The 26109-nt window shown below is 69.1% G+C and carries 26 protein-coding genes and 5 pseudogenes; 14 read left to right on the top strand and 17 right to left on the bottom strand.

Annotated elements, in window-relative coordinates:
* Positions 1-3: 3 nt before the first annotated feature.
* The 8 genes and pseudogenes from J5X86_RS35250 to J5X86_RS52605 all read right to left on the bottom strand — a co-directional run.
* Positions 4-753 carry a sulfite exporter TauE/SafE family protein gene (locus J5X86_RS35250; protein WP_208520747.1) on the bottom strand — a complete coding sequence of 250 codons (750 nt, stop codon included), beginning with the start codon at positions 751-753 and terminating at the stop codon, positions 4-6.
* A complete protein-coding gene (locus tag J5X86_RS35245) occupies positions 750-1112 on the bottom strand; it encodes a rhodanese-like domain-containing protein (protein ID WP_208520746.1) in 363 nt (120 codons plus the stop codon). Before J5X86_RS35245 ends, J5X86_RS35250 begins: the two co-directional genes overlap by 4 nt.
* Before the next feature lie 41 nt (positions 1113-1153).
* Complete coding sequence (locus J5X86_RS35240; RefSeq protein ID WP_208520745.1) at positions 1154-2530, bottom strand: MBL fold metallo-hydrolase; 1377 nt, start codon at positions 2528-2530, stop codon at positions 1154-1156.
* A gap of 543 nt (positions 2531-3073) precedes the next feature.
* Positions 3074-3478: a nuclear transport factor 2 family protein gene (locus J5X86_RS35235; RefSeq protein ID WP_208520744.1), complete on the bottom strand. Its 405-nt coding sequence runs from the start codon at positions 3476-3478 to the stop codon at positions 3074-3076.
* A gap of 56 nt (positions 3479-3534) precedes the next feature.
* Positions 3535-4383 carry a DUF1684 domain-containing protein gene (locus J5X86_RS35230; protein ID WP_208520743.1) on the bottom strand — a complete coding sequence of 283 codons (849 nt, stop codon included), beginning with the start codon at positions 4381-4383 and terminating at the stop codon, positions 3535-3537.
* Between the two features lie 269 nt (positions 4384-4652).
* On the bottom strand, positions 4653-4970 hold the full coding sequence (locus J5X86_RS35225; protein ID WP_208520873.1) for a hypothetical protein: 318 nt from the start codon (positions 4968-4970) through the stop codon (positions 4653-4655).
* 458 nt (positions 4971-5428) lie between these two features.
* Complete coding sequence (locus J5X86_RS35215; RefSeq protein WP_208520742.1) at positions 5429-6094, bottom strand: NAD(P)H-binding protein; 666 nt, start codon at positions 6092-6094, stop codon at positions 5429-5431.
* Positions 6095-6202: 108 nt separating this feature from the next.
* Positions 6203-6364: pseudogene (locus J5X86_RS52605) on the bottom strand (TetR family transcriptional regulator); the annotation flags it as partial.
* Between J5X86_RS52605 and J5X86_RS35205 the strand changes: the two are divergent.
* Positions 6304-6615, top strand: coding sequence for an aldo/keto reductase (locus tag J5X86_RS35205; protein WP_208520861.1), 312 nt, complete (start codon positions 6304-6306; stop codon positions 6613-6615). The pseudogene J5X86_RS52605 and the gene J5X86_RS35205 overlap by 61 nt on opposite strands.
* Here J5X86_RS35205 and J5X86_RS35200 read toward each other — a convergent pair.
* The gene (locus J5X86_RS35200) at positions 6549-7499 is read right to left on the bottom strand and encodes an SDR family NAD(P)-dependent oxidoreductase (protein WP_208520740.1); all 951 of its coding nucleotides are present in this window, start codon (positions 7497-7499) and stop codon (positions 6549-6551) included. The genes J5X86_RS35205 and J5X86_RS35200 overlap by 67 nt on opposite strands.
* Before the next feature lie 325 nt (positions 7500-7824).
* Between J5X86_RS35200 and J5X86_RS35195 the strand changes: the two genes are divergently transcribed.
* Positions 7825-8397, top strand: coding sequence for a TetR/AcrR family transcriptional regulator (locus tag J5X86_RS35195; RefSeq protein ID WP_208520739.1), 573 nt, complete (start codon positions 7825-7827; stop codon positions 8395-8397).
* Between the two features lie 320 nt (positions 8398-8717).
* On the opposite strand, the gene J5X86_RS35190 is transcribed toward J5X86_RS35195, so the two are convergent.
* On the bottom strand, positions 8718-9755 hold the full coding sequence (locus J5X86_RS35190; protein WP_208520738.1) for a WD40 repeat domain-containing protein: 1038 nt from the start codon (positions 9753-9755) through the stop codon (positions 8718-8720).
* 308 nt (positions 9756-10063) lie between these two features.
* On the bottom strand, positions 10064-10474 hold the full coding sequence (locus tag J5X86_RS35185; RefSeq protein WP_208520737.1) for a hypothetical protein: 411 nt from the start codon (positions 10472-10474) through the stop codon (positions 10064-10066).
* Positions 10475-10727: 253 nt separating this feature from the next.
* Between J5X86_RS35185 and J5X86_RS35180 the strand changes: the two genes are divergently transcribed.
* Together J5X86_RS35180 and J5X86_RS35175 are read left to right on the top strand one after the other, a co-directional pair.
* Entirely contained in the window at positions 10728-11882 is a 1155-nt protein-coding gene (locus J5X86_RS35180) for an epoxide hydrolase family protein (protein ID WP_208520736.1), read from the top strand.
* A gap of 189 nt (positions 11883-12071) precedes the next feature.
* Positions 12072-12583: pseudogene (locus J5X86_RS35175) on the top strand (Tn3 family transposase); the annotation flags it as partial.
* Positions 12584-12641: 58 nt separating this feature from the next.
* On the opposite strand, the gene J5X86_RS35170 reads toward J5X86_RS35175, so the two are convergent.
* The 3 genes from J5X86_RS35170 to J5X86_RS35160 form a co-directional block, all read right to left on the bottom strand.
* Positions 12642-13499 (bottom strand): alpha/beta fold hydrolase, encoded by an 858-nt coding sequence (locus J5X86_RS35170; protein ID WP_208520735.1) that lies wholly within the window; start codon positions 13497-13499, stop codon positions 12642-12644.
* A 124-nt stretch (positions 13500-13623) separates the two neighbouring features.
* Entirely contained in the window at positions 13624-14532 is a 909-nt protein-coding gene (locus J5X86_RS35165; protein WP_208520734.1) for an NAD-dependent epimerase/dehydratase family protein, read from the bottom strand.
* Positions 14533-14551: 19 nt separating this feature from the next.
* Positions 14552-15304: an SDR family NAD(P)-dependent oxidoreductase gene (locus tag J5X86_RS35160; RefSeq protein ID WP_208520733.1), complete on the bottom strand. Its 753-nt coding sequence runs from the start codon at positions 15302-15304 to the stop codon at positions 14552-14554.
* A 137-nt stretch (positions 15305-15441) separates the two neighbouring features.
* Between J5X86_RS35160 and J5X86_RS35155 the strand changes: the two genes are divergently transcribed.
* The 4 genes and pseudogenes from J5X86_RS35155 (at position 15442) to J5X86_RS35145 (ending at position 18253) form a co-directional block, all read left to right on the top strand.
* Positions 15442-15942 carry a MarR family winged helix-turn-helix transcriptional regulator gene (locus J5X86_RS35155; RefSeq protein WP_308124813.1) on the top strand — a complete coding sequence of 167 codons (501 nt, stop codon included), beginning with the start codon at positions 15442-15444 and terminating at the stop codon, positions 15940-15942.
* Between the two features lie 347 nt (positions 15943-16289).
* Complete coding sequence (locus J5X86_RS35150) at positions 16290-16451, top strand: hypothetical protein (RefSeq protein WP_208520732.1); 162 nt, start codon at positions 16290-16292, stop codon at positions 16449-16451.
* A 172-nt stretch (positions 16452-16623) separates the two neighbouring features.
* Positions 16624-16856: pseudogene (locus tag J5X86_RS51180) on the top strand (Zn-dependent alcohol dehydrogenase); the annotation flags it as partial.
* Positions 16857-16951: 95 nt separating this feature from the next.
* Positions 16952-18253 carry an MFS transporter gene (locus tag J5X86_RS35145; protein WP_243982293.1) on the top strand — a complete coding sequence of 434 codons (1302 nt, stop codon included), beginning with the start codon at positions 16952-16954 and terminating at the stop codon, positions 18251-18253.
* A gap of 285 nt (positions 18254-18538) precedes the next feature.
* On the opposite strand, the gene J5X86_RS35140 is transcribed toward J5X86_RS35145, so the two are convergent.
* Complete coding sequence (locus J5X86_RS35140; RefSeq protein WP_208520731.1) at positions 18539-19072, bottom strand: GNAT family N-acetyltransferase; 534 nt, start codon at positions 19070-19072, stop codon at positions 18539-18541.
* Between the two features lie 1183 nt (positions 19073-20255).
* On the opposite strand from J5X86_RS35140, the gene J5X86_RS35135 reads away from it, so the two are divergent.
* From J5X86_RS35135 to J5X86_RS35125, 3 genes and pseudogenes are all read left to right on the top strand, one after another.
* Complete coding sequence (locus tag J5X86_RS35135; protein ID WP_208520730.1) at positions 20256-21446, top strand: alginate lyase family protein; 1191 nt, start codon at positions 20256-20258, stop codon at positions 21444-21446.
* Between the two features lie 361 nt (positions 21447-21807).
* Complete coding sequence (locus tag J5X86_RS35130; RefSeq protein ID WP_208520872.1) at positions 21808-22107, top strand: hypothetical protein; 300 nt, start codon at positions 21808-21810, stop codon at positions 22105-22107.
* A pseudogene (locus tag J5X86_RS35125) lies at positions 22077-22281 on the top strand (ATP-binding protein); the annotation flags it as partial. The gene J5X86_RS35130 and the pseudogene J5X86_RS35125, both read left to right, overlap by 31 nt.
* Positions 22282-22301: 20 nt before the next feature.
* Here J5X86_RS35125 and J5X86_RS35120 read toward each other — a convergent pair.
* The gene (locus tag J5X86_RS35120) at positions 22302-22652 is read right to left on the bottom strand and encodes a hypothetical protein (RefSeq protein WP_201883055.1); all 351 of its coding nucleotides are present in this window, start codon (positions 22650-22652) and stop codon (positions 22302-22304) included.
* Positions 22653-22905: 253 nt separating this feature from the next.
* Between J5X86_RS35120 and J5X86_RS35115 the strand changes: the two genes are divergently transcribed.
* From J5X86_RS35115 to J5X86_RS51165, 3 genes and pseudogenes are all read left to right on the top strand, one after another.
* On the top strand, positions 22906-23826 hold the full coding sequence (locus J5X86_RS35115; RefSeq protein WP_243982291.1) for an NmrA/HSCARG family protein: 921 nt from the start codon (positions 22906-22908) through the stop codon (positions 23824-23826).
* Between the two features lie 313 nt (positions 23827-24139).
* Complete coding sequence (locus J5X86_RS51170) at positions 24140-24331, top strand: hypothetical protein (protein WP_243982289.1); 192 nt, start codon at positions 24140-24142, stop codon at positions 24329-24331.
* A 197-nt stretch (positions 24332-24528) separates the two neighbouring features.
* Positions 24529-24744, top strand: a pseudogene (locus tag J5X86_RS51165) (transposase); the annotation flags it as partial.
* 79 nt (positions 24745-24823) lie between these two features.
* Here the strand turns inward: J5X86_RS51165 and J5X86_RS35105 are convergent.
* Positions 24824-26038, bottom strand: a complete 1215-nt coding sequence (locus J5X86_RS35105; RefSeq protein ID WP_243982316.1) for an MFS transporter — start codon at positions 26036-26038, stop codon at positions 24824-24826.
* Positions 26039-26109: the final 71 nt, after the last annotated feature.

Raw genomic sequence — 26109 nt, 5'->3', positions numbered from 1 at the left:
GGTTCAGGTGAGGCCGTCGATGAGCATGAAGGCGGCCACGGCCAGCAGCACGACGGCGAAGGTGCGTTGCAGCAGGGTGCCGGTGACCTTGGCAGCCAGGCGTTTGCCGTCCCGGACGCCGAGGATTGCCGTGCCCGCGAAGGGGCCGATCACCGCCCAGTCGATGCCGGCGGTAGTGGCGCCGCGGGTGGCCAGGGAGGCCATGGAGTTGGCCGAGATGACCAGCAGGCTGGTGCCGACGGCGGCCTGCATCTCGAATGCAAGCACGGTGACCAGGGCGGGGACGGCGAGGAAGCCTCCGCCGACCCCGAGGAGCCCGGTCAGCGCACCCAGCCCCGCGCCGGTGCCGGCGGCCTTCGCGGGTTGCACTACAGGCGTCTGACCGGTGCTCGCCTGGCTGGGACGCAGCATTTTGACGGCGGCGAGTGCGGCGATGGCGGCGAACGTGGCGGTCAATACCGGTTGGGGCAGGCGGGAGGCGGCGGCTCCGGTTGCGGCGGCGGGCAGGAGTCCGGCCGCGGCGAACAGGGCGCCGGCCCTCCAGCGGACGTTGCCGGTGCGGGCGTGGGCGTACAGGGCGGTGAGCGAGGTGGCGGTGACGATGATCAGGCTGGCGGTGGTGGCGGCGGCCGGAGTGAAGCCGAGCAGATAGATCAGCGCGGGCACCGCCAGGACGCTGCCGCCCCCGCCGAGGGCGCCGAGGGCGATTCCGACCACGGCCCCGGAGATCAGGGCCAAGATCAGCGCGCTCACGCTATGGCACCGCTGCTGCCGCCTTCGCCGGTGACTGGCAGGCCCTGGCGTGCCCAGGCGGTCATGCCGCCGGTGACGTCGGTGGCCTCGACGCCTCGTCCGGCCAGCAGCTTGGCTGCCTGCTGGGAGCGGTGACCGGAGCGGCAGATCGTGACCACCGGCTTGCCCTGCGTGGAGGCTGGCAGGGAAGCGCCCGTGATCAGGCGGGAAAGCGGCAGGTGCAGCGCGCCGGGCGCGTGCCCGGCCTTCCACTCCGGTGTTTCGCGGACATCCAGCAGCACGGCCTGGCTGGCGCTGGTCTGCTGGTGGGCCTGCTGGGGGGTGAGGCGGACGGGGCCGCGGTGAAGTTGCGGGAACATCGTCTGATCTCTTTCGTGCAGGTGGTGCGGGATAGGGCGGGTCAGTCGGTGCCGTCGGGGCGGGTGAGCATCAGTCCCGCCTCGGTGGCGGCGTCGAAGCCGTCGTCGACGGCGACCACGTCGCGGCCGGCGGCGTCCAGCAGGGAGGCGGCGATCGCCGCGCGCATGCCGGCGGCGCAGTGCACCCACACTGTCCCGGCCGGTACCTCGCCGATGCGGCCGTGCAGCTCGTGGATCGGGATGTGGACCGAGCCGTCGATGAAACCGCCCGCGCGCTCGGAGTCCCGGCGCACGTCCAGGACGACCACGTCGTTGCCACGCTCACGGGCATCGGCGAGATCGGCGAAGCGGGCGCGGAGGAAGGAAGCGAGCTGCTCGCCGGCGCGGACCCAGGTGCCCGGGTCGCCGGTGGCGGCGGCGGCCGGGCGGTCGATGCCTACCCGGGTCAGTTCTCGCTGTGCGTCGGTGATCTGCTCAGGGGTGTCGGCGAGCAGGGTGACGGGTTTGCCCCACGGGATCAGCCAGGCCAGGTAGGTGGCGAGCTTGCCCTCGCCCTCAAAGTTGAACGACCCGGCCACGTGCCCCTCGGCGAAGGCCATGCTGCTGCGCAGATCCACCACCCACTCACCGGCGGCCAGCCGGGAAGCGATCTCCTCGGCGTCCGCACGCCCCGGCGGGGTGAGGTCGACCGGCGCGGGCCCCGCGGCGTTGGCCGGGCCCATGTGCGCGTAGTAGGCGGGCACGTCGTCCAGCCCGGCCAGTATCCGTGCGACGAAGGTGTCCACGTCCAGGGCCAGCGCGTCGTTGGTGGCGCGTTCCTGGCCGATCGTGGTCGCGTCCCCCTCGGCCGGTGAGGAGGAGCAGAAGCTGCCGAAGCCGTGGGTGGGCAGCACCGGCACCTCGTCGTCCAGCTCATCGGCCAGGCGGTGGGCGGAGGCATGCTGGGCACGGGCCAGCTGCTCGGTCAGCCGCGGCTCGACCAGATCGGGGCGGCCCACCGTGCCGATCAGCAGCGATCCGCCGGTGAACGCCGCCACACCGCGCCCGTCCTCAGCGAGGACGTAGGAGGTGTGGTGCGGGGTGTGCCCGGGGGTGGCGAGCGCGCGCAGCACCAGACCCTCGTCCACCGTCACGGTGTCGCCGTCGGCCACCGGGGTGCGGGCGAAGGACACGTGCGCTGCGGCCGGCACCAGGTAGCAGGCCCCGGTCACCCGGGCCAGCTCCAGGCCGCCGGTGACGTAGTCGTTGTGCAGGTGGGTCTCGGCAACGAAAGCAATGCGCACCCCTCGCCGGGCCGCCGCGGCGATGACCTGATCGATGTCACGCGGCGGATCGATGACCACCGCCGAACGGGGTCCGCCGGACAGGTAGCTGCGGTTGCCGAGGCCCTCGAATTCCAGGATGTCGACGAAGAACACGACTATGACTCCTCTTGAACGGTGTACCCCGGGGGATATTCCAAGGTGAAAAGCTCTCTTGCCGGGTATCGCCTCACCCAACTCGGGTACTCGGTGGGGTCTCGCGGGTGCAAGAGATGGGGATCTTCGCCGTGTAGCAGGCGACGATGTCAACGGCTGAGGAAACAGCCGGCTCTTCGAGCCGGCGCTCGCTCACCGCCTTCCCGCCCGGACGTCGGACCAGCACACCGGCTCCGGCCTCTTGCCCCCGAGGCGCTGTTCAGTGGAGGCCCGCCATCGGCGATGGAAGGCCGACTGATGCTCGGCGAACGATGTCATGGGCGACGTCGTGAATCTGTGCCACGGTCAACGGGCGTGACCGCGCGGCCCGGTGGACACTTCGACCGGGAGCGCGCGAGGCGCGTTTGCCACAAGCGGCGCTGCCGCCTGTGGCAAACGCGTCGGCACAGACGAGGTTGCGGTCTCCTCGCACAAGGCAGGGCCCGGGCCGGTGCTGCGTCCGGGGCCCTGCCTCAGCCGACCGCTTGGCGGGAGCGGCCGCGATCAGCGCTGTTCGGGCGAGCCGGACGACGGCATGGATTCGTTGAGCGGAACGACGTTGAAGTATTCCTCGATGCGGTCGATGAGGCCGCCGTCGAACCGGAAGTACATCGCCGCGTGTACGTCACTGCGGGACCCGTCGGTCATGGTCAGGTGGAGTACTTGCTGCTGGAGCACTTCGTCGCCGTCCTGGAACTGCCGCACGATGTCGTACCGAAGTGTCTCGACGTCGGCGGCCAACTGCTTCAGCAGTCCCATGTTCTCGTCGATCGGCTGGTCACCGCTTCCGTCGTTGTGCCACACGGTGGCGGTGTCGGTGCACAGGGATCGCATCGTGGCGTAGTCCCGCACCTCCCACTGCCGGAGGTAGTCCACCGCTGCTGCGCGAAGGTCATGGTCGGGTGTCATCGTTCTTTCCTTTCGGGGTGCGCCGGTTGCGCCGGTTGCGCCGGTTGCGGCGGATGTCAGACGGCGGGGCCGGTCGTGGTGCCGACGGCCGCTTCTTCTCCGAAGACGGGGGCGCGTTCGCCCGCTTCGATGCGTAGGAGGAGGTGGTTCTCCCGGGGCGGCAGGGGGCAGGGGAAGGCCGCCGAGAACATGTGGTGGGGAACGACGGCCCGGTTGAAGTCGATACGGGCCGTACCCGTGGCGTCCTTGGGCCGGGGCAGGATCAGCCACCGGCCCATGCCGGGCGTGTCCGTGCCGCTGGTGCCGTCGGTGAACGTGATCAGCAGGGTGTCGCCGCCCACACCGAACGCCCGGAGCGTGTGCCGCTCGCCTCGCAGATCGAAGACGAAGTCGCCAGGGGCCGGGAGGGTGTCCCGCATACTCGGGCTGGTCAGCCGGGTCACTTCCAGGAGGCGTCCGGCATCCGCCGGACGGTACTCCGCCTCGACGGTCCAGGCCGGGTCCCACGGCCACGCCTCGATCCCGCGCAGGCCGACGAGGGTGGGCGCGGCCGGATCCCACACGACCAGGACATGGGCTCCCCGCAGTTCCTCGATGGTGCCGCGCCGCCCGCCGGGGAAGGACAGGCGGCTGGCGCTGGTCAGTTCCACCGCGCCGTCGACGGCCTGGTCATCGACGGAGACGCCCTCCGCACGGGCCGCGGTCAGCGTCAGGCTCCCCGAGAAGCCGGTGGACGTCCACCGCCCCGGAACCTCGGGGACTTCCTGGCCCGATTCCGTGATCAGCCGATAGGCGATGCGGCCCGCCTTCCCGTCCGGGCCCGCCATCTCCTCCCAGCGGCTCCGACGCCACCTGTCGTACCCGGTCAACGCGTCGTCATCACCATCGAAGCAATCGCTGGACACAGTGTTCTCCTCTCCAAGGTGGCGGTCACCCGCGACCGCCGTCAGGACTTACCGCCGGCCGGGAACCTCGACCGGTTCGACGACCGGTCGATGGTCGCCGCAAGGCCGCATGCCGTCATGCGGCGCGTCTCCGCGCACGCCCGACCGTCGCGGTCCGACCGGTGCTGTCGATGGTTTGGATGGTGCGCTCGCCTCGAGAACATAGGCAAAGCTGTTTGCTGTAGCGGCAAATACGGGGAAGGCGCCGTGCTGGTGATCGCGCTCTGACATCAGGGCGAGCGAACATGCCTGATGAACACAGACCAGTCCGTGGAAGTGATCGTCATCATGACGTACGAGTCGACGATCCACAGCAACTGCGTGGGCGACGGGTGCAGGCAGCTCGCCGACAGTTTGGGCATCGCGAGGTTGATGGCGGCGACGAGCGACTGCACGCACATCACCGAGCCGCACATCACCAGCAGCACACCGAGTGTCCTGCGAGGTGATGCGCCGACGACAGGGTGCGCCGTGAGGTCGGCGGATGCCGTGACCGCTTCTTGTTTTCCCGGTGCGCCGGGCGCGTCCGGCGCGGGGACGCCTGTCACGCTGACGATCGCCTACCTGGAGGTGCGCCGCATGCCGGCGACATGACGCAGCTCCACCAGCACCTCGTCGGTGTCGGCCTGTCGGCCGCCCCGCCGCTGGTCGAGTTCATCCCGTGGACCCAGGACGCCTACGCCGAACGCAGCGTCGTCCGCGAGTGATACCTCCAGCGCCCGCAAGCCCCCGGCGCCTCCACCGCCATCGACCCCAGAGCCCGCCACGACTGGTAGCTCCGCGGCGTCGGCGCCCTGCGCGCTGGATGACCATCGCGGCCGGACCGGCCCCTGGCCGGAGGGCCGGCAGCCGAAGTCCTGGCGATAGTCGCCGCCACTACCGCCTACCAGACCTGGCCCGCTGACGAATCCTTCGACGGATTCCTGCAACGACTCGAACGCTGCCTGCGCCAGGCGGGCCCGGGCACGCCCGCTGACTGACTCGTCCGTGAATTCCCGGCTCTTCCCTATGCGTCGAGTTGGGTGATCTGCTGCGAGTGCAGGATGCGAGGTCCGGTACCGTCCAGCCGCGCAACAGCGATCATCGCGCGCCCGAGATGCTCGGTACTGGTCACGTACCGGGGGGCGAGGCGGCGCAGGAGTGGATAGAGCCAGGACGTGAGCCGGTAGAGGAGCCGGTACCAGCCCGTTCCGGAAGTCTCGCCGTGTATGGGCTGGATCCATCCGGGACGGAAGGCGTAGGTATGCATGTCCATGGCCAGCAGGGCATTCTCCGTGCGGCCCTTCACCCGGGCCCAGGAGGTGCGCCCTTGCTCCGTGCTGTCGGTGCCTTCTCCTGACACGTATACGAATGTCAGCCGAGGATTGCCGGCGGCCACGACCCGTGCGGCTTCCATCGTGTAGGTGTAAGTGACCTTCTCGTACTCCGCGTTGCTGCGCCCCACCGACGACACGCCAAGGCAGTAGAAACACGCATCAGCATCTGCGAGATCCGCTGTGATCGGGGTCAGGTCCTCGAAGTCCGTGTGGAGAACTTCGCGAAGCTTGGGAGCACTGCGGCCGAGTGGCCGTCGCACGATGGCGATCACTTCCGTCACCCCCGGGTCCTCCAGGCACGCGCGGAGCACCCCTTGGCCCACCATGCCCGATGCTCCGAAGAGAACTACTTTCATTACGGCTCCTTGGAATTCTGTCCCAGGCGAGGTTCGCGGCAGGCGCTGCGGCGAACCCCGACCGGCACGTCAGGATGGGAAGACCTGCGGTTCGGTCGGGTGGACGGAGATCAACCGCTTGTTCGCTCCCGCGGTCTCGGCGATCCGGTCCACCCGGGCCCCGGCGATGCCGTAAGCGGCGAATTCCGTGAAGGCGGCGTCGAGCAGACCTGCCTTGGTCGCGTTGGAGTCGCAAGGTCCGCCACGTCGGCCTGTGTGAGGCGTCCGCACAGACGATCCGGCGTGCCGACGCCGCGCACCCGCTCACGGTAGTGCAGACGGAGTATTTCGAGCGCGGTTTCGAGCACAACGGTGTGCTCGATGTCCTGCGGGGGCTGGGGGTCGGCCCGGTCGCCTGCTCCCCGCTGGGGCGCGGCCTTCTGTCCGGCGCCATCACCCGCTCCGACGACTCGTCTCAGGAGCGGAGCATCGCGGTGCCCAGGTCCCAGAGCCGCTCGGCGTTGTCCGTGTCGAGTGCGTAGGGGCGCACGCCGCTGTCGGCGTAGGGGTTGGGGTCGGTGTTGAGCTCGGCCTCGTTGCAGTCCTCGAAGTAGCGACCGGTGACGCCTTCGAGTAGGGGGGATGCGGCCACCAGCACCGAGGTTGCGGCACCTTCCTCGACGGTCTTCCAGGTGAAGTTGGCGAAGGCTTCCTCGACCTCCGGCGTCGTGTTGCCCTCCTGGTGGCGCTGGAGTCCGGTGCGTATGCCGCCGGGCATGACCGCGTTGGCGGTGATGCCGTCGTCGGCCCACCGCTTGGCCGCCCCGACGGCCAGCAGCACATTGCCGGTCTTGGACTGGCCGTAGGCCGCCCACTCCTCATAGGGGCGGCGCTCGAAGTGGATGTCGTCGAAGACGACCGGGGAGAACAGGTGGCCGCTGGAGCTGAGCGAGACGATGCGCGCGCCACCGGCGGCCGCGAGCGCGTCGTGGAGGCCGAGGGTCAGGTTGAAGTGGCCGAGGTGGTTGGTGGCGAACTGCAGTTCCCAGCCCTCGGTGGTGCGGTGCAGCTCGGGCAGCGCCATGATCCCGGCATTGTTCACCAGGATGTGCAGCGGGCCCCGCCAGGCGTCGGTGAAGGACGCGACCGAGGCTCGGTCGGTCAGCTCCAGTGGCGCGGCAGTCACCTTGGAGTTGCCGGTCTTGGCCGCGATCTCCTGGGCGACACGGTGGCCCGCCTCGACGTTGCGGACGGCGAGGGTGACATCGGCACCGGCACTGGCCAGGGCGCGTGTCGTCTCTACGCCGATGCCGGACGCGGCGCCTGTGACGATCACGCGCTTGCCGGTCAGGTCGACCCCCTCGATGACCTCGTTCGCCGTGGTGTGAAAGCCGTAGGGCGTAGTGAAGCGCTCGCGCGAGCTCATGTGTGGGCTCCGTTCATGTCGGCGCTCCCCGTCGATTCCTGTCCGCTCTCGCGGCGGGGGAGCCATCATTATCCGGAATCCCTTCCGGTAATGGAAGGTTAACCGGAATGGATTCCGGTTGCAAGGAGGTGGGGTGATCGCTCTCTGTGGGGGATGGTCTTCCTGTGGTGATGACGGTCTCGAGGGAGGGGGAGTGGCCTGAGCTGGGTGGTCTGTTCCATGTCGCGGCGGGCGTTGCTTGAATGTGCCCGACTCGCCACTGAGTGGTCGCAAGGGCCTGTGTGTATGATGTAAGTGGAATGCATTCCGTTTAGTAGGGGTGGTCGTGACCGAGGCAACGCAGCGCAGACCGCGTGCGGACGGGCAGCGCAATCGCGCGCGCCTCCTCGAGGTCGCGCTGCGTTTGTTCATAGAGAGGGGCCCGGACGTCCCCTTCACTGAGATCGCCAAAGCAGCCGGTGTCGGTGTCGGCACCGTCTACCGCCACTTTCCGGCGCGCGAAGACCTCATCGAGGCGGCATACCGCTCGGAGCTTGACGCCGTGTGCGCTGCGGCCGGGGAGTTGCTCGACCAGGTGCCGCCCCGCGAAGCTCTGCGTATCTGGATGGACCGCTTCGTCGACTACTGGGCCACCAAGATCGGTCTGACGGAGGCCATCCGGGCCGTCGTAGCTGCGGGCGGAAATCCGTTCGCGCAAAGCCGCGAGCGACTCGATGAAGCCGTCGGCGCACTGCTGTCGGCAACCGCGGCGACGGGGTTCACGCGATCCGAGATCGAACCGGACGATGTGGTGGTGTCACTCAGTGGCATCGCCATGGTCGCAGGCGTACTCGAGGATCGCGATCAGCTCGGCCGGGTGCTCGACCTCTTGTATGAGGGGCTGCGTACCAGGTCATGAGCAGCTACACGGACGGCCGTTCACGGCGGAGTTGTTCTTCGACGTCTCCGCGCTGATCGGCGGCGTTGGGGGCAGGCGTATGCGCACGGGCTGCTGGATCGGCGGCCCAAGTCGGTGGAGCCGATGGCCTCCCGGCCCGGGCCCGGGCGCCCACCCGGCTCGAAAAACCGCGCGCCAGTCCCGGGACACGAACCGGGGAAGCCTGTGAAACGAACCGGAACCCTCACTGAGGTTTTCTCAGTGAAATGATCTCTGCGAAGCGGGTTGATCTGGGCACTGCTGGCTGGGTCGGGTCATGATGGGAGCCGTCGGGCTCGACGTCAGTTCCGCTCAAGGTCCCACACGAGCACCCGGTCGTCCTGCCCGGCCGTGACGGCGACCGTGTGGCCGTCCAGATCAGCGATACGGACGGCGTTGACCTCGCCCTCGTGCCCGGGGGTGAACGGCCCTTGGATGAGACGCCGCTCCTCCAGCGACCACACGCACACCCGGCCGTCCTCCGAACCGGTCACCGCGACCGGGCGGCCGCCCACGACGCCAACATCCATGCAGGAAATGGAGTTTTCCGTCTCTTCTTCCTCTTCGTCCTTCTCGTCGAACTCGATGGATTCCTCGTCGATCGGCCCTTCCCACTCCCATGCCCCGGTGTCGGGATCCCCCAGGATCACTCGGTTCCCGCCGGCTGCCACCACCCGGGTACGACCGTCCAGCATCGCCAGACCGACGTCCGCCACGGGGACGGGACAAGGGAACTCCCTGAAGACGCTCCGGGTGTCGACGTCCCACACCACCACGCGATCGTCCCCGCAGTCGCCGAAGACCACAACTGGCCGGCCGTTCAGCGTTCCGGCCGCGATCCCCGCGACGGTGTCCCGGTCTCCGGGGAGCTGAACTGGCTCGGTGTCCGTACGCTCCACATCCCACAGGTACGTGTAGGCGCCGCAACTGATGAAGAAGGGCCGGCCGTTCAGCCGCACGGTCGTCGTCTTCCCCGTCCCGCCGTCGTCGGGCCTCGCGTGCGCGCGGACAGCGCCGCTGGCCAGATCCCACTGCGCGAAGGGCTCCTCGTAGTTGCCCCCGCCGACCACGATCCGGCCGTCCACGACCGCCGCACAGACTGAATAGAGCCGGTAGCCGTGATCATCCTCGGCGGGAAGGTGCCCGACCATCGCGCGAAAGTCGGCGGGGCGGTACGGCAGGTCCAGCCGGTATTCCGTCCATCGGTCCTCGGACGGCTCCCAGGTGTACCCCCCGCTTCCGTCGCCGGCGCACAGGAGAAGGCGGCCGTCGACGGTGACAAGGTCGAAGTCGTCGATTACCCCGGAGGGGATCTGGCTGGAGAGAACGAGTGCTGTCATGGGCCCGGAGTGTATGAGAGAGGTCTGACACACAACTCGGCTGAAGGGTAGAGAGAAGGCAGACACCCCCTACCAGCCACTCAGCTTCTTTCAACGAGTCTGTTTCCACGCATTGTTGAGGACGAGGGCGGCTTGGGCGATGGTGCCGATTCTGCTCGGGCTGCCCGGTAGAGGGCGGGCAGGGCAAGGTGGCGTGCTGCGGTGATGTCCGGTGTGCTGCCGGGTTCGACGTCGGAGACCCACAGCAGGTCGCCGGAGGGGGAGGCCAGGAACTGGGGGTTGCCGCCGAAGCGTTTGGCTTTGCCGGATTACCACAGGTCGTTGCCGTTGCCCCGCAGGCCGGCGGTGCGGTCGCTGGGGATGAGAGTGCCGTCCAGCACGATGTGGCTCATGTCCGCGCGATGGCAGTCTTCGAGGACGGTGTGGATGTCGGGGGCACGGCGGGCCAGGACCTCGATGCCCTCGGCGAGGTAGCGGTAGCCGATGGCCTGGGAGATCCCGGCGTCCCGGGCCGTGCAGTGCACGCAGGCGCGGGTCCGGAACCAGCGCAGGACCAGCACGGCCTGGCGGAACGGGCCCAGGGCCCGGCTGCCGCGCGGAGTGCTGATGCGTCGGCGATACGCGGCCAGCAGGCGGGACAGGTACACCACTACGTGGCGCGGGACGTCGAGCGTGGCACCATGGTCGACCAACCTGAAGCCTCTGGTGGTTATGGACATGATCTTGTGGTGAGACCTGTCCTACCAGGGGCTTTATGTCTGTCCGCAGCCGGGTGCGGCCCGCCCCGTCTGCTCATACCTGAGCTGGCTCACGCCCGTCCGCGTAGATGATGTCGTTGAGAAAACCTGACTGAACATGTCCGCTTGGAACAGCGGCGAGGTTGAACATCAAGCTTGGAGTTCTGGCGGAATGCCTGGTGGAGCTGTCGGGTGATTCGTTGGCGGCGGTGCCCGACGAGGTCAGAATGTCTCGATGCAAGCTTTCAAGATCACCACGACCGATGAGGCGCTGGCCGACCTGCGCGAGCGGCTCTCGCGTACTCGATTCCGGAACGACCTGCCGGGCGAGGACTGGGGATGGGGGACTCCACAGCCCTGGCTACGGCGCCTCGTCGAGCACTGGTTGTACCGCTACGACTGGCGCCGCACCGAGGCCGAGTTGAACGCTCTTCCTCAGGTCGTCGGTGACTTCGCCGGGCTGCGCGTGCACGCTTTCGTGGTGCGTTCGCGGCACGAGGAGGCCACGCCGCTGCTGCTGTGCCATGGCTGGCCCGGCTCGGTGGTGGAGTTCCTGGACTGCCTGCCCGCGCTGGTCGACCCGACCAGCCATGGCGGACGTGCCGAGGACGCCTTTCACGTTGTGTTGCCCTCGATGCCCGGGTTCGGCCTGTCGGGACCGACTGCCGCCCCTGGCGTCGATGTGGCCGCCATCGCCGACGCGTTCGCCGCCCTCATGTACGATGTCGGCCACCCTCATTTCTTGGCGCAGGGCGGGGATTGGGGGGCCTTCGTCGTCCGGCAGCTTGGCCTTGAGTATCCCGGTCGACTCTTGGGTGTGCACATCAACTTTCCGTGGGCGGTTGCCCCGCCTGGCCTTGATGATCCTCTGGCCGGGGTGACAGCGGCGGAGCGCGAGACGTTGGAGCGAAACACCCGGGTGTACGGCGCCGACAACGGCTACTACATTCAACAGGCCACGCGGCCGCACAGCATTGGCCCGGCGCTGGAAGACTCCCCCGCGGGATTGGCTGCCTGGCTGCTGGAGAAGTTCCACGTCTGGTCCGACACTCGCGATGGCCTGCCGTTCACGCTCGACCGGCTGCTGGACAACACCATGTTTTACTGGCTCACCGGAACCGCCACCTCCGCCGCCCGGCTGTACGCCGAGTCGGAGGCTTACGGCTCCGACTCGCAGGTATGGGGCCGCAGGGTGGAGGTGCCCACCGGCATCGCGCTCTATCCCCGGGAGAAGACCCGGTCACCGCGCCGGTGGAGCGAGCGCCAGTGGAACGTGGTGCACTGGGTCGAGCAGCCGCGCGGCGGCCACTTCGCCGCCTTCGAGCAGCCCGGCCTGTTCACATCCGACCTCCAGAACTTCGCCCGCACACTGCGGTCGGGCCGGCTTTGACTCCAGGCTCCTCATGCGATGCGATGCGGTTCGCAAGCGGCGCCGGCGGATGGGTGCGCATCCCAGGGCTTCGAGGGCTGGCCAAGGCTCGTCGTTGAAGAAGCGCGCATCAGCCATTGGCATATCGGCCCGGACTGCATTCGCGGGCTTGGTAGTAGGCGCGATGCCAGTGGTGACGCAGGGTGGCCGGGCTACGAGGCTCTGACCCGGGCCCGGCTCGTGCACGTCGACCAGTACTTCCTGCGCGCCGACACCATCGCCGCGGCGAACGCGAGGCTCATCGAGGCCCAGGCCGCCGTGCCCATCGTCCGGTTCTGGGGCGAGGGCCTGCTCGCGTCCGTTGACGGGCTGCGGTTCGTCGTCCCCGTCCGGACCGTCAGGGCGGCGCCGTCGCCCCAGTACTTCGGCTTCAAGCGGGGCGGAGGGCATGGAGGACCAGCTCGGCGCGCTCGGTCTGGTCCTCAACGCCATTGTGCTCTGGACGACGCGCTGCGTCGACGCCGCCGTCGCCCGGCTGCGCGCCGAGGGCCATGAGATCGCGGTCGAGGACATCGCCCGGCTCTCGCCACTCGAGCACGAGAACGTGAATCTGCTCGGCCGCTACGGCTTCACCGCCTCCACGCCGGCGGCCCGGTGTACTGCGCCCGCTGCGCGACCCGGACGCGCCGGAACTGGGCGAGGACGACGACGGCGCGCACTGACCCGGGTGGACTGCTGCACAGCCGGCCCGGGGCAGTGCCCGCCGGACGGGAAGATCGATCAGGTGAGGAACTCGGTCACCGTCTTGGTGAACCAGTCGGCGTCTTCCTCGGCGACGAAATGCCCGGTAGGGGCGACTGTGCCCTGCACGTTGTCGGCGTGGGGAGCCAGGGCCTGGGCGGTGGAGGTGCCGGAGTGGGCGGTGCCGATGGCCAGGACGGGCATGGGCAGCTTCTTCTCGGCGAGCAGCGCGCGGTTCTCGCGTCCGTCCTCCAGGAGGGTGCGGTAGTGCTCGAAGCCGCCACGCAGCCGCTCCCGGCCGGTGTACTCGTGTGCGTAGGCGGCGAGGTCGGCTTCGCTGAAGGTGCCGGGGTTGGACATGGCGGTGAACGTGGCGGTGACGAACTCCAGTTCGTGGCCGTCGAAGAGCATCTCCGGCACGTGCGGGGTCATGAAGAACCCGAAGTGCCACATGCCGCCCTCGGCGACGTTCATGGCCTCTTCCAGGCCGAGGCCGGGCAGGAGGGAGTCGACGAGGACCAGGTGGGAGATGTCGTCGGGATGGGCGGCGGCCCATGCGAGGGCGACCATGGATCCGATGTCGTGGCCGGCCACGGCCACCGGCCCGGTCAGCTTCAGCGCGTGAAGCAGGCCGCGTATGTCGTGGGCCTGGTTGGTCTTGGCGTAGCCGCCTTCGGGTCGGTCGCTGGCGCCGGTGCCGCGCAGGTCGGGGACGACGACGGTGTGGTTCTGGGCGAGGGCGGGCATGACACGGGCCCAGGCGCGGGAGGTCTGCGGCCAGCCGTGGAGCAGGACCAGGACCGGTCCGCTGCCGCCGACGGCGACCGAGAGACGAGTGTTGTTGGTGGCGATCCGCTGGACGCGGAAGCCGTCGGGAAGCCAGTCGGCAGTGCTCACGAGGAGGCCCTTCCATCAAGGGTGAAAGTGATCAAGAGGTGTACTGGGGGAGAGGTATTGAGGTGGCTTCGGTGGCAGAGGACTTGGCCACCGCCGCTGTTCCGCGGCGGTGGGGAAGCCGTGGTCAGGCGCTGGGTGTGGCGAGGCGGCGCAGGCGGTCTTCGCCGATCATGGTCAGCATGTCGGTGTGCCGGGGCTGCCAGCCGAGTTCCTGCTGGGCGCTGACGGCGCGGATGCGGCTGGAGGCGGCCATGATGAGGGCGCCGAACTCCCCCCACACCCCGGCGGCTTCCCCGGGGGTGACGCTGCGCGCCTCCACATCGAGGTCGGCGGCGACGCGTTCGGCGATCCAGCGGTTGGGGGTCTCACCGGCCACCGCGTGGTAGAGCCCTCCCGGCCGGCCCTTCTCCAGCGCGAGGCTGAACAGGCGGGTCACGTCGTCGATGTGGACGTGGCTGTAGGTGTTCAGCCCCTCGCCGACGTAGCAGGCCGCACCGGTCGCAGCGACGGACTGGTAGATCATCGATGTGTGGCCGTGGTCGCCGGGGCCCCAGATCAGCCCGGGGCGGATGACCATCGCGCGCAGCGCCTCGGAGGCGGCGGCCAGGACCGCGTCCTCGGCGGCCTTGCGGAAGTCGGCCAGCGGCTCGGGCGTGAACGCCTCGTGCTCAGCGTATACGTCCGGGCTCCAGGCACCCGCGGTGCGCTGCAGCAGCACCCCGCTGCCCGACAGGAAGACCAGTGTCCTGCCCGTCCCGGCCAGTGCGCGGGTCAGGTCCTGGACGGTTGCGGTCTCCTGCTCCTCTCCGGCCTGGGCGGCGTAGATGACCCCGTCCGCCTGCAGAGCCGTCTCCACGACGGCCGCGCGGCGCTCCTCCAGGTCTCCTGCGACAGGGGTGATGCCCTGGGCGCGGAGGCCGGCGGCGGCGGTTTCGGTGCGGGCCAAGCCGGTGACCGTGTGGCCTTCGGCGGCCAGGTGGCGGGCGAGGGCGCCGCCGACGAAGCCGGTGGCACCGATAACGAAGATGTTCATGGCGCGGTACCTCGGACGGTCAGGCCGGAAGATTGCTGCGCTCGCCGCCGTCGGCGAACAGCACGGCACCGTTGACATACGAGCTGGCGGGGCCGGCCAGGAACGAGACGATCTCGGCGATCTCCGCCGGGTCACCGGCACGGCCGCGCGCGTTGGTCGCGTCCAGGGCCGCGATGTGCTCGCCGAGCATCGCCTGGGTGCCCTCGGTGTGGACCGGGCCCGGGGAGACGGTGTTGACACGCACGCCGGATGCGCCGAACTCGGTGGCCCAGTAACGGGTGAGGATCTCCACACCCGCCTTGGACGCGCCGTAGGCGGCGCCGATCGGGGCGGGCTGGCGGGCCGCGCTGGAACCGACGATCACGATCGAACCCTGCCCGCGCTCGGCCATACCCGGCGCGAGCGCGCCGACCAGCAGGAACGGGGCGCGGGCGTTGACCGCGATATGACGGTCGAAGCTCGCCGCGTCCGTCGCGGCGGTCGGGGTGAACTCGTACAGGCCCGCATTGCTCACCAGGATGTCCACCGCCCCGGCCTCGGCGGCCAGGCGCAGCGTGTCGTCCGCGTCCGTGAGGTCGGCGGCGACGAACCGCGCGGCGCCGCCCTCGGCCGTGATCTCCTTCACCACAGCCTCGCCCCGCGCCTGGTCGCGGCCGTGCAGCACGACCGTCGCGCCCTGGCGGGCCAGGTTCTGCGCGACGGCCTTGCCGATCCCCGAGGTCGCCCCGGTCACGAGTGCGGTACGGCCCTGCAAAGCGGTACTGGTGCTCATCATCAATCCCTGCGGTAGTGGTCATGGCGCGCCGCGTAGATCACACACACGACGCCGTTTACCCAATCCACTATGCATCGCAGATATTCTGTCGACAAGAACATCTGTTGGCAAGCTCATGCTGGTAGGCTGTGCGCGTGAGCGCATCCATGTCCGAGAAGAAGCCCAGCGGCGAGACCGCGGACCTGGCACTGGACACCGATCTGGGCTGGGCGATCCGTATGGTCTCCTCGGCGTTCCGCCGCGTGGCCACCGAATCCGTCGCCGACCTGCCCGGAGGCGCACGCGCCTACCTCGTCCTGGTCGCCCTCGCCGGCGGCGAGCCGCCCTCTCAGCTCGCCCTCGCCAAAGCGGTCAGCCTGGACCGCACCGTGATGACCTACCTCCTCGACGACCTCGAAGCCCACGAGCTGGTCACCCGCAGGCCCGACCCCCGCGACCGCCGCGCCCGCCTGGTCCTGATCACCGACACCGGACGCGCCCGCCTCGACCAGGTACGCCACAGCCTCGCCGCCGCCGAGGCCCGCCTGCTCACCGACCTCGACGACCACGACGCCCACCAGCTGCGCACCCTGCTATCCCGCGTCGCCCAGACCGCACAACGCGACTCGATCGCCCCCGACGAAGCAGACTGCTGACGCACCAGCCGCCCGCGCCCGCCTTCGTTTTCTGAAGATCGCCCTCGAGGCGATCGTCCAGGATGTATTGAACAGGCGGTACTTGACCCGGCAGCGCCGCTCGGTGGCCGCCATCTGCAAGGAAATCGCGCGTCAGCGCCGGGTACGCGGCCCGCGGCTTCCCTCGCGGGGTACGGTGGCGCGCCGGATCGCGCGCCTGGACCCCGTCACCTCGACAGCCGCGAGAGAGGGGCGCGAGGCGACCCGCCTGCTGCGGTCGGCTGGAGGCGCACCTGCGCTACCGGCCGCCCGGGCAACCGCACTTCGGCGGGATCATCGAGCGGCTGATCGGCACCCCGAAGCGTGATGTGCACGAGCTGCCGGGCACCACGTTCTCCAGCACCGCCGAGCGTGGCGCCTACGACACCGACGCCATGGCCGCACTGACGCTGCGAGACCCGCAGCAAGTTGAGATCGCCCACTGGGACTGGCACCACTCATTTCTGAACTTCACGGTCGACGGGGAGTAGCTATGGCGACGATCGGGTTGGCCGCAGCCATCGAGGAGCTGCGGTGAGAGCTCTACCAAGCCCAGGTCCGGGGGCCCAGCAGCAGTCCGCCTTTGAGATTGAGGAAGCCGAGCTGGAGTTGTTGCTGGAACTGCGCAATGACGTCAAGGGCGATCACCCTCCCGAGCGATCCGGCGCGACTCATTTCCTGACCTTGACGGATGCGGGGCGGGACATTCAGCCGACGGGTGTGGACCATGCGTTCGAATGCGTCGGGCGGGTCGAACTCGTCCGGCAGGCCGCCGACTTGCTGGGCGGCTGCTGCTGGATGAGTGGGTGGCGGATACGTACCTGGTCGAGGACTTCGAGAAGGCGGCGGGGGATGCGGCGACGGGGCGGGTGGCTCGTGGGGTGCTGACTTTTTGACGGGGGTGCTCAGGAGTTCTCGGGTGCTCACGAGATATCCACAGGCGCCGGAAATCCCCTGGGGTGTTGTCAGTGCCGGCCTCTAGCGTCGCCCCATGAGCTACCGCGACGTCGCCTCGAGGCAGGTCCTGATCTGGTCCTGCACCACCGTCGGCGCCCGCATGCCGGTGGCCATGGCCCCGTTGGCCCTGGTCTTCCTGGTGCGCGAACGCCCCGGCGGCTACTCCCTGGGCGCGATCCTCGCGGCGGCCTACGTCATCGGCGAGATCGCCGGCGCCCCCGTCCTCGGAATGCGCCTGCGTCCCGACCACGCCCGCGCTCACCTGGCCGTCGGGCTCGCGGTCGGAGCCGCCGCCTTCGCGGGCCTCGGGGTGTTCCCCGACGCGTATCCGGCGGTCCTCACCGGGTTTGCGTGTCTCGCCGGTGCCGCCCCGGCCGCTGCCACCGGTGGCCTGCGCACGCTGCTCACCGTGCTCGTCCCGGAGCGTGCGACAGCGCAGGCGCTGTCCGTCGAGTCGATACTGACAGCCGGCATCTGGGCCGTCTCCCCGGCCGCGGTTGCCGGTCTGGCCCTCGGTGTCGCACCGCCCGTCCCGCTGTTCCTCGGCGCCGCCCTGATGGCGTCGTCGGTCGCGGGCCTGTGGCTGCTTCCGGCCAACTGGGGCGCGGACGACACGGGCGGAGAGGACCGGACGGGCGCGTCGCTGCTGCGACTCCTGACCGGCGCCTGGCCGGTGTACGTCATGGGCGCGGCCAGTCTGGCCCTGCTCGGTCTGGCCGAACTCGTGCTGCCGGCACTGCTCGAACAGCGCGGCGTCGGCGTCGGCTGGTCCGGTCCGCTGCTGACCGGGATGGCGGTGGGCGGGGGGCTCGGCGCCTTCGTCCACGGCCTTCGGTCCTGGCCCGGACGGCTGCGTACCCGCAGCGTGGTGCTGATGGCCGGGACATCGGCCTGCGTGGCCCTCGCGGCGCTGACGCCTCACCCCGCCGGGATCACCGCCGCGCTGTTCGTGGGGGGCACGCTCCAGTCGTGCGCGATGCTCACCCGCAACCTGTCCCTGCGTGAGGCACTTCCGCCGGGCGCTCTGGCCGCGGGTTACTCGATGATGTACGCGGCGGCGGGCGCGGGTTACGCGGCGACAGGGTCGCTCGCCGGTGCCCTCCTCAAGGCGGTGGCACCGTCCACGGCCATCCTGGCCGGAGTCGGCCTCACCCTGGTGCTGACGGGGGTCGGCTGGTGGGGCGAGGTACGCCGGGCCGGCCGTTCAGCGCCGGGAGCCGACACTGCCGTAACTCTCGGCTCCGCCGCTTCCCGTCCCGCCGCTTCCGATCCCGTCGCCCCCGGCCCGGAAGGTCCGGCGATAGGCGGTCGGGGTGACGCCGAGCGCCTGTTGTAGATGGTGCCGCATCGACTGGGCCGTGCCGAACACCAGCAACCAGGCCCCTGACAGGGCTCTTTGAAATTGGTTCTGACCGCGATTCCGTGAAGAGGGTGATCATCGCGATGTGAGGATGCGTGTTCGCAGGAGGGTGAAGGACGGGCTCTGGCCGCAGTTCCGTGAAAGCGCAGGTCAGCGACGGAAATGTAACACCCTTCGCCTGGGTGACCGCTTCGTGGCGATCAGTCGGGGGACGGATGGACAGCGGTCGGCTGTCCTGTGATGATCGATGGCGCGGCCGGTTCATGCCTGGAACTCGGTGAGATCGATGGTGTGAACGCGCAGCGGATAGGCATACACCGGGTGCGCCGTCTCTCGCTCGGGCACCATGCCGAGCTTTCGGATGACGTTCTCGGAGGCGTCGTCACCCACCCGGTTGATGCTGATGATGCGGTCGAGGCCGCGGTCCTGGAGCGCGAACTCCAGCGTGGCGTGGGCGGCTTCGGACGCGTATCCCTGGCCCCAGAACTGTGAGCCGAGCCGCCAGCTGATTGCCACGGCGGGCAGTACCTCCGGCAGGAACTCGGGCACGGACAGACCTGTGAAGCCTGCCAGTTCACCCGAGGCCAGCAGCTCGACGGCGAAGAGTCCGAAGCCCTCCTCGTCCCACTCCTCCTCCCACCGCTCGATGGCCTCTGCCGTGTGGTCCAGGTCGCGCACCGAGCCGTCGTCAATCCAGCGCATGACCCGCGGGTCCGCGTTGATGTCCGCCATCGGCGCGAGGTCGTCGTCATGCCAGGGACGGAGGAGGAGGCGGGGTGTGCGGATCTCGGTCATGGCGCCCATCCTGCCGAAGGCAATGGCCTTATCGGTAATCCGGCGCCCGCCCGTGCTGCCGCTCCGCGACGCAAGGCATCAATCCGCCTGCACCGCACACCGTGACGGGTGAATCACCGGGCCGACGGCCGGGCAGATGACGTGCCACTTCGGCAGCGCGGTCGAGAGCTGAGACCGATTCGGTGGCAGCCTGCCTCCGGTGCCCACATGCCGAGGCGGCTCCGTAACCGCGCACGATCCGTCCCAGTTGACCGCGACGGCTCAGGGGGGTGTATGGAGTCGCTACAGGCGACCCACCCGCGGCGCAGTCGCCGCGCGGGCGCACCGTCGCGATCAAGCTTGTACGGAGCGAGCTGGCCGAACGGCCCGACTTCCGGCGGCGGTTCAAGCGGGAGGTGCGCGCCGCGCGACAGGTGGGCGGCGAGTGGACGTCACCGGTGCTCGACGCCGAGACCAATGCGCCCCAGTCATGGCTCGCGACCGCCCGCTGCCCGAGCGTACTGTCCGCATCCTGGCGAACCGGATGGCGTGCGCCGTGGGCAGCGTACACGGCGAGGGCGAGGAACAGGTGCCGGATCTCGTTCCAGGTCAGCGGGATCAGACCGGGGCATGGCGCCGACGTCCGCAGCACCTTGGCAACCCGCGAGTTTCCCCCGTTTGACCGGTCCAGGAGTCAGCACACACTGATCCGTCCATGCCGGGGGCAATTCTGGCGCCGGCGGTTTCACCTGCCAGAGCCCACTCCAGATCGTCAGGGCCGGCATTCTGGCTTCGACGTGACCCGCGGTCTCCTCCATGCCCGCCCGCCGGATCGGCACCGAGACGGCGATCACCGGAGCGCTCCTCGGCCGGTCTGACTCACACGGCTCGGCTCCGAGATCACCGCGCTACCGTCGAAATCGGTTCCGGTACTCCCCGCGGGCCGACTCCACGCCACCGAGGGACTCGGCGACGCCACCGAGGGACTCGGCGACTACTGCGGCACCGCGCTGCCGCCGGCACTGCGCCGCCTACTGGCCGTCGAGTCCGACCGTTTCGACGAGACCTTCCGCGTCGGCGGAGAAGACCCACAGTCATCCGCAGCCATGAATATTGACATGTTCACGGATGACCCTTATGGTCCAGGCCATTCTCGTCTGTATGTGGGAACGATGTTCTCATTCATGAACTGAGGAGTCGGCGGATGGCACGAACCAGAACCGCGTTACTCAGTGTTCTCGCCTTGCTGGCCGGCCTGCTGAGCCTTCAGCTCAGCGGACCGGCCCCACGGGCCACGGCCGCGCCGGCCGCCTTCACCCACCCCGGGGTGCTGGTGAGCCGGGCCCAACTCGACTACGCCCGCTCGAAGGTGCAGGCCGGTCAGCAGCCCTGGAAGGCCGCCTACGACAACATGATGGCCAGCTCCTACGCCTCGCTGTCGCGCACCCCCCAACCGCGCGCCGTCGTGGAGTGCGGCTCGTCGTCCAACCCCAACCACGGGTGCACCGAAGAGCGCCAGGACGCCATCGCGGCCTACACCGACGCGCTCGCCTGGTACTTCACCCGGGACAGCAGGTACGCCAAGAAGTCGATCGAGATCATGGACGCCTGGTCCTCCACGATCACTGATCACACCAACAGCAACGCCCCGCTGCAGTCCGGCTGGTCCGGTGCCACCTGGCCGCGCGCCGCCGAGATCATCAAGTACACCTACGACGGCGGCTGGTCGGGCGCCGGACGCTTCGCCACCATGCTGCGGGATGTATATCTCCCCGAGGTGATCAACGGCGCGGCGACCAAGAACGGCAACTGGGAACTGGTGATGACCGAGGCGGCCATCGGCATCTCGGTGTTCATCGAGGACCGCTCCGCCTACGACAAGGCGGTCAGCACCTACCTCGACCGCGTCCCCGCGTACGTCTACCTGACCGCAGACGGCGACCTGCCCAAGCCGCCCGCGAACAGCAGCATCGACACCGAGGCCGAGATCATCAAGTACTGGCAGGGCCAGAGCACCTTCGCCGACGGCCTTGCCCAGGAGACCTGCCGCGACTTCGGGCACACCGGCTGGGGCATCGCCTCCATCGCGGACATCGCGGAGACCAGCCGCATCCAGGGCCAGGACCTCTATCCGAAGATCCAGGACCGGCTGCGCTACGCACTGGGTTTCCACACGGCCTACGAGAACGGGACCACCGTGCCCTCCTGGCTGTGCGGCGGCTCCGTCAAGACGGGCCTCGACCAGGTCACCGAGGTCGGCTTCAACGCCCTCCACAACCGCCTCGGCATCAGCATGTCCAACACCCAGAAGTACACCGAGGCCCACCGGCCGTCCGGCACGGACAACTACTTCAACGCCTGGACGACGCTCACCCACGCGAACAACCCGTCCTGACCGAGCGGTGCCGCGGTCGGCCCGCCGCCCGCGCGGGCGGTGCTGCGGCCCGCTTGGAAGTCCTCCAGCCCTGATCACCCTGCGGTCCGCAGTCGTCGGGGGCTGCTCGCCGGCACTCCGGGCACAGCCGCGCTGTCCCTGCTGTGCGTGCTGATCACCGTCCTGGCCCTCGCCGGGGCGCTCACCCGGCCCCCGCGCGGCGATGCCCCGGCGCGCACCGGACGGCATGGCACGGTGCCGGACCTGCCCGGCACCCTCCTCCTGGTGGCGGCGCCGCTGCCCACGCGGCTCGCGGCCCACGTCGGCAGCAGGGCCGCGTTCCGGGCAGGCGCGGCCCTGGCCGCGGTGACGCTCGCGACGCTTGGCGCGGCGCACTGCGCGCTCTGCATTCGCCCTGGCCGGGACGGCGCTCGGGGTGGCCTACGGGTTCGCGTTCGCCTCGTTGGGCGGGCTGGTCGTGGACGCGGTGCGTCCGGACCCGACGGGCGCGGCGACGGGCGTCAACACGCTGCTGCGCACGCTCGGTGGCGCGGTAGGCGCATACTCGCCGGCCGTGATCACTACCGCCTCCGCCACCGCGGTCCCCACGGAGTCCGGCTACACCATGGCCTTCGTCGCGTCGGCCGCGGCGTCAACACCCTCGCGACCTGCGAAGGGGTGAAGAAGGGAGAGCCGCTCTGCCTGATCGGCGACTCCGGCACCGGCAAGTCCCACCTGCCGATCGCGCTGGGCACCGAGGCGGCGCTTTCTGACCGAGCGGGAGGAGAAGAGGGTCGCGACCGCTTCGAACGAGAGTGTCAGCGGGTGGACGAAGACGTTCACCGGCCCCCGGCTTGCCTGCCGCCATGACTGCGCTCAGTCTCCCTGAGACCAAGCGGCGCTCGGCAGCGACAGGTAGACGCCGAAGTCGACGAGCCCGGTTGCGGCGCGGATGTCCGCGTGCAGCGCATCCACGCGCTCTTGGCGGTTGGCTTCCCTGCTGGTGGACCACTTCGACTTGATCTCGATCACCACCGTCAGGCCGCTACGGTCCAGCGGGCTCAGTGGCCGGAAGCGGATCTCGACATCCCCGGGTTGCAGCTCGCCGTCGTACGGCTCCTCGGGACACTCCACAGCCAGGGACACCAGGTGCGGCAGCACCGAGCCGAGTTCGCGTAGCTGGGGCTCGGGCACCGTGGGCGCATAGGTCACTTCGACAAGCGGCATCCTCGACACCCTAGACGGAGACCAGGCAAAACTGGCAGCCAGAGAAGACCCTGATCACCCTACAAAGGTCGAAAGGTTAAAGAACAAGCCTATAGAAGCTGTTTCTCATCCCCCGGCTTGGTTCTTGCAGGTCAGGGGATCGTCGCTTCGGGCGGATCCGCCCGACCCGGTCAGGACCTGCGCCCCTTCCGCGACCTGGACGCCGCCGAGGTCGAGGAGGAATAGGACTGACGGCCGGTTAGTTGCGATCGGCATGACCAACATCAACAAGACCGTCGTCATCCTGGGCGCCACGGGACAGCAGGGAGGGTCGGTCGCCGCAGCACTGCGGGCCGACGGCTGGGCGGTTCGCGCGGTCGTGCGCGATCCGTCCGGCCACCGGGCCCGGTCCCTCTCCGCTGCTGGCGTCGAGACCGTTCGCGGTGACCTCGGCGATCCGGAGTCGCTCCGCGCGGCGTTCTTAGACGCCCATGGCGTCTTCAGTGTCCAGCCGAGCTCAGGCCAGGCCGGCGCTGGCGTGACCGACGAGGACGAGGTCCGCTTCGGCACGACGGTGGCCGAGATCGCCGAGCGCTGCGGTGTCTCCCACCTCGTCTACAGCTCGACGGTCGCTGCAGGCCCGACACCGACGGGCATCGGCCATTTCGACACCAAGAGCCGTGTCGAGGCCCATGTCCGGAATCTGGACATCGCCAGCACCATCATTCGGCCGGCCACGTTCATGGAGATCCTGATGCTCCCCGGAATGGGTCTCGACCGGGGACGCATGTCCTTCCTGATGCGCCCCGACCAGGCCATGCAGTTCATCGCGGTACGCGATATCGGCCGGATCGTCGCCGCGGTCTTCGGCTCACCCGATCGCTACGCCGGCCGCACCGTGGAGATCGCCGGGGACACTCTCACCGGCAAGGCCCTGGCCGAGCATCTGACCCAGGCCGCTGGTCGGCCGATCAGCTACAGCCGCCTGCCCACGACGCTGCTGGCGCAGGATGAGATCCTCGGCAAATCGGCAGCACTTGTCGACAATGGCAGGCTGGTGGGAAACGCGAACCTCGACGCGTTGCGTGCGGAGTTCCCCTTCCTGCTGCGCTTCGACCGCTGGCTGGCGGGCCCTGGTGCGAGCCTCCTCGAGGAGGCGCTCCGTTCCGAGGGCACGGGCACCGCTCTGCGCTGACCTGCGGGCCCTGGAAGCGGAAGCGTTGCGCCGGCCGGACGCTTGCGGAGCACAGCGAACAGCTGGCGACGATCGGCGAGCAGCAGCGTACGGCGTTCGGGAACATCGACTCCCTCGCCGACGCCGTCGGCGCGCCGGGGGATCGGTCGATAGCCCAGCGTCTGCGCACGATCGAACGAGTCCTATTCGCTCTCGCGCGTGCGCAGGGCATCGACCCCGACACCGCTCCCTGACCGAGTCGAACCCGATCGTCACCTGCCGGGCGCGGCTGTGGGCCCCGGTTTTGCTATGGACGGTCGAGCAGAGCGGTGAGGTGAGCCGCCAGATCATCGTCATCCGCCGGTTTCCGCACCAGAGCGGCGGCGTCCGCCTGGCTCCGCGGCAGCGGTCAGAGCGGCATCTGACCTGCGGCGAGCGCGAAGAGATAGCCCGCGGCATCGCCGTCGGAGAATCTGCTCGGCAGCGCCAGGCGGCTGGGCAGATCGGCGTCGACCGTCTCCTGTGAGATCGCCCGCAGCGGCGGCCGGGACCGCTACCGTGCCGCGTCCGCCTACGCGCGTGGGCGCCGGCCCAAGCAGGCGAAGCTCGCCCAACGGCCCTCTCCGCGCGCACTGGTGGAGGCCAAGCTAGCTCTGTGCTGGCCGCCCGAGCAGATCGCGGGCTGGCTGCGACATCAGTTCCCCGGTGACGCCTTCATGCAGACCTCGGAGCCCGTGGCAGCACGGCACCAACGAGAACACCAACCGGCTGCTCCGGCAGTACCTCCCCAAGGGCGCGGACCTCCGCACGTTCAGCCAGGCCGACCTGGACGCCATCGCCTATGAGTTCAACCATCGCCTGCGCAAGGCCCATGGCTACCGCACTCCGGCAGAGGTCTACGCTGACCTCCTGAAGAGTGGTGATGCGCTGACCGCTTGAGCTCGCCTTGGTTTGTTGCAGCCGTCGGCGATCAGGAGTCCAGCAGGACCCGATGTATGCCACACCACGGGTCATCGCGTCATGGCTGCGGACACTCGGTAAGCGCTGCTGATGAGTTGTGCGCACTTCGGTCGCGGCGGCGCGTGAGAAGCAGGAGGACGAGTGAGGCGGCGACGCCTGCGGCGGCGATCAAAGGCAACTGGGTCAGAGTGTGCGCTGCGACAAGACCACCTGCTCCCGCCCCGACAGCGATGGCGATTTGCATGACCGATTGGTTGAGGCTCAGCAGCACGTCGGACGCTTCGGGGGCGTGAGAGGCTACGCGGATCTGCTGGGCGGAAGTGCTCGCCCATGCGGCGGTGCCCCAAAGCAGAATCCCGGCTATCGCGCTGCCCGTCGCAGCCTCGACTACCGGGAGGGCGACAAGCACGAACACGTGGAGAGCCTTGGTTGTGGTCAGCGTCCGATGAGGTCCGACGCGGTCCGTCAGGAATCCGCCGAGTTGTATGCCGGCAATACTCGCGACGCCGAAGAGGAGCAGGGTGAGGCTCACTGCTTCACCGTCCAGTTCGACGACGCTGAGCAGGTATGGGGCGAGATATGTGTTCAGTACCGCGTAGCCGCCGAGCCAGAGAAATGTGACCGTCAAGCCGAGGATGGTGCGTGCGTTGGCGAGCAGGCCGAGTTGACGGCGAAGCGGCACAGGGGCATGAGGGGCGGTACGGGGGAGGGCCATCCACACTATTCCCGCCACGAGTATCGCCAGTGCGGCGTTGAGGGGGAAGATGGTTGTCCAGTCCCAGTGTTCGGCGATGGTGCGTCCGGTCGGCACTGCGAGGACCAGGGATGCCGTGATGCCCATCACGACGGTCGAGACCGCGCGTGCGCGGCGCTCGGCAGGCGCGAGGCGTACCGCGAGGCCCAGTGCTGTGACGACGATGAGACCGGTACTCGCTGCCATGACGACCCGGAGCGCCATGATCGTCAGGAGGGTGGGGCTCTGCCAGGACGCGATGTTCGTGGCCGCGAAGACGAGCAGAGCTGCCGATATGAGGAGGCGCCGTTCGACTCGCGCCGTCATCACGACAAGAACGGGCGTCAGCAGCCCGTACGCGAGGGCGAAGACGGTGACGAGCTGGCCTGTGGCCGCCTCATTGACTCCGAGCCCTTGGGCGACGAGGTCGAGCTGTCCCGTCAGGACGTATTCGGCGACTCCGGCCGTGAACGTTGCACAGGAGAGCACGGCAGTGATCAGCGCGGGACGGTGTTTTCCCGGGTTTCCAGGGTTGCGCATGGTGCTCAATTTCGTTTCGTCGAGGAGTGCTTGGAGCGCCCCCGCCGGCGCTGGTACGAGGCCCCTCGGCC

Source organism: Streptomyces sp. NEAU-YJ-81 (assembly GCF_017592595.1).
GTDB lineage: Bacteria > Actinomycetota > Actinomycetes > Streptomycetales > Streptomycetaceae > Streptomyces > Streptomyces hygroscopicus_B.
Note: the sequence above shows the minus strand (reverse complement) of the source record. Positions and strands in the feature narration are given on the sequence as shown.

What these genes read in the sequence shown, in the direction of transcription:
- J5X86_RS35245 (WP_208520746.1), bottom strand. Translation starts at nt 1,112, where the DNA reads ATGTTCCCGCAACTTCACCGCGGCCCCGTCCGCCTCACCCCCCAGCAG.
- J5X86_RS35235 (WP_208520744.1), bottom strand. Translation starts at nt 3,478, where the DNA reads ATGACACCCGACCATGACCTTCGCGCAGCAGCGGTGGACTACCTCCGG.
- J5X86_RS35215 (WP_208520742.1), bottom strand. Translation starts at nt 6,094, where the DNA reads ATGAAAGTAGTTCTCTTCGGAGCATCGGGCATGGTGGGCCAAGGGGTG.
- J5X86_RS35200 (WP_208520740.1), bottom strand. Translation starts at nt 7,499, where the DNA reads ATGAGCTCGCGCGAGCGCTTCACTACGCCCTACGGCTTTCACACCACG.
- J5X86_RS35190 (WP_208520738.1), bottom strand. Translation starts at nt 9,755, where the DNA reads ATGACAGCACTCGTTCTCTCCAGCCAGATCCCCTCCGGGGTAATCGAC.
- J5X86_RS35185 (WP_208520737.1), bottom strand. Translation starts at nt 10,474, where the DNA reads ATGTCCATAACCACCAGAGGCTTCAGGTTGGTCGACCATGGTGCCACG.
- J5X86_RS35180 (WP_208520736.1), top strand. Translation starts at nt 10,728, where the DNA reads ATGCAAGCTTTCAAGATCACCACGACCGATGAGGCGCTGGCCGACCTG.
- J5X86_RS35165 (WP_208520734.1), bottom strand. Translation starts at nt 14,532, where the DNA reads ATGAACATCTTCGTTATCGGTGCCACCGGCTTCGTCGGCGGCGCCCTC.
- J5X86_RS35160 (WP_208520733.1), bottom strand. Translation starts at nt 15,304, where the DNA reads ATGAGCACCAGTACCGCTTTGCAGGGCCGTACCGCACTCGTGACCGGG.
- J5X86_RS35145 (WP_243982293.1), top strand. Translation starts at nt 16,952, where the DNA reads ATGAGCTACCGCGACGTCGCCTCGAGGCAGGTCCTGATCTGGTCCTGC.
- J5X86_RS35140 (WP_208520731.1), bottom strand. Translation starts at nt 19,072, where the DNA reads ATGACCGAGATCCGCACACCCCGCCTCCTCCTCCGTCCCTGGCATGAC.
- J5X86_RS35135 (WP_208520730.1), top strand. Translation starts at nt 20,256, where the DNA reads ATGGCACGAACCAGAACCGCGTTACTCAGTGTTCTCGCCTTGCTGGCC.
- J5X86_RS35120 (WP_201883055.1), bottom strand. Translation starts at nt 22,652, where the DNA reads ATGCCGCTTGTCGAAGTGACCTATGCGCCCACGGTGCCCGAGCCCCAG.
- J5X86_RS35115 (WP_243982291.1), top strand. Translation starts at nt 22,906, where the DNA reads ATGACCAACATCAACAAGACCGTCGTCATCCTGGGCGCCACGGGACAG.
- J5X86_RS35105 (WP_243982316.1), bottom strand. Translation starts at nt 26,038, where the DNA reads ATGCGCAACCCTGGAAACCCGGGAAAACACCGTCCCGCGCTGATCACT.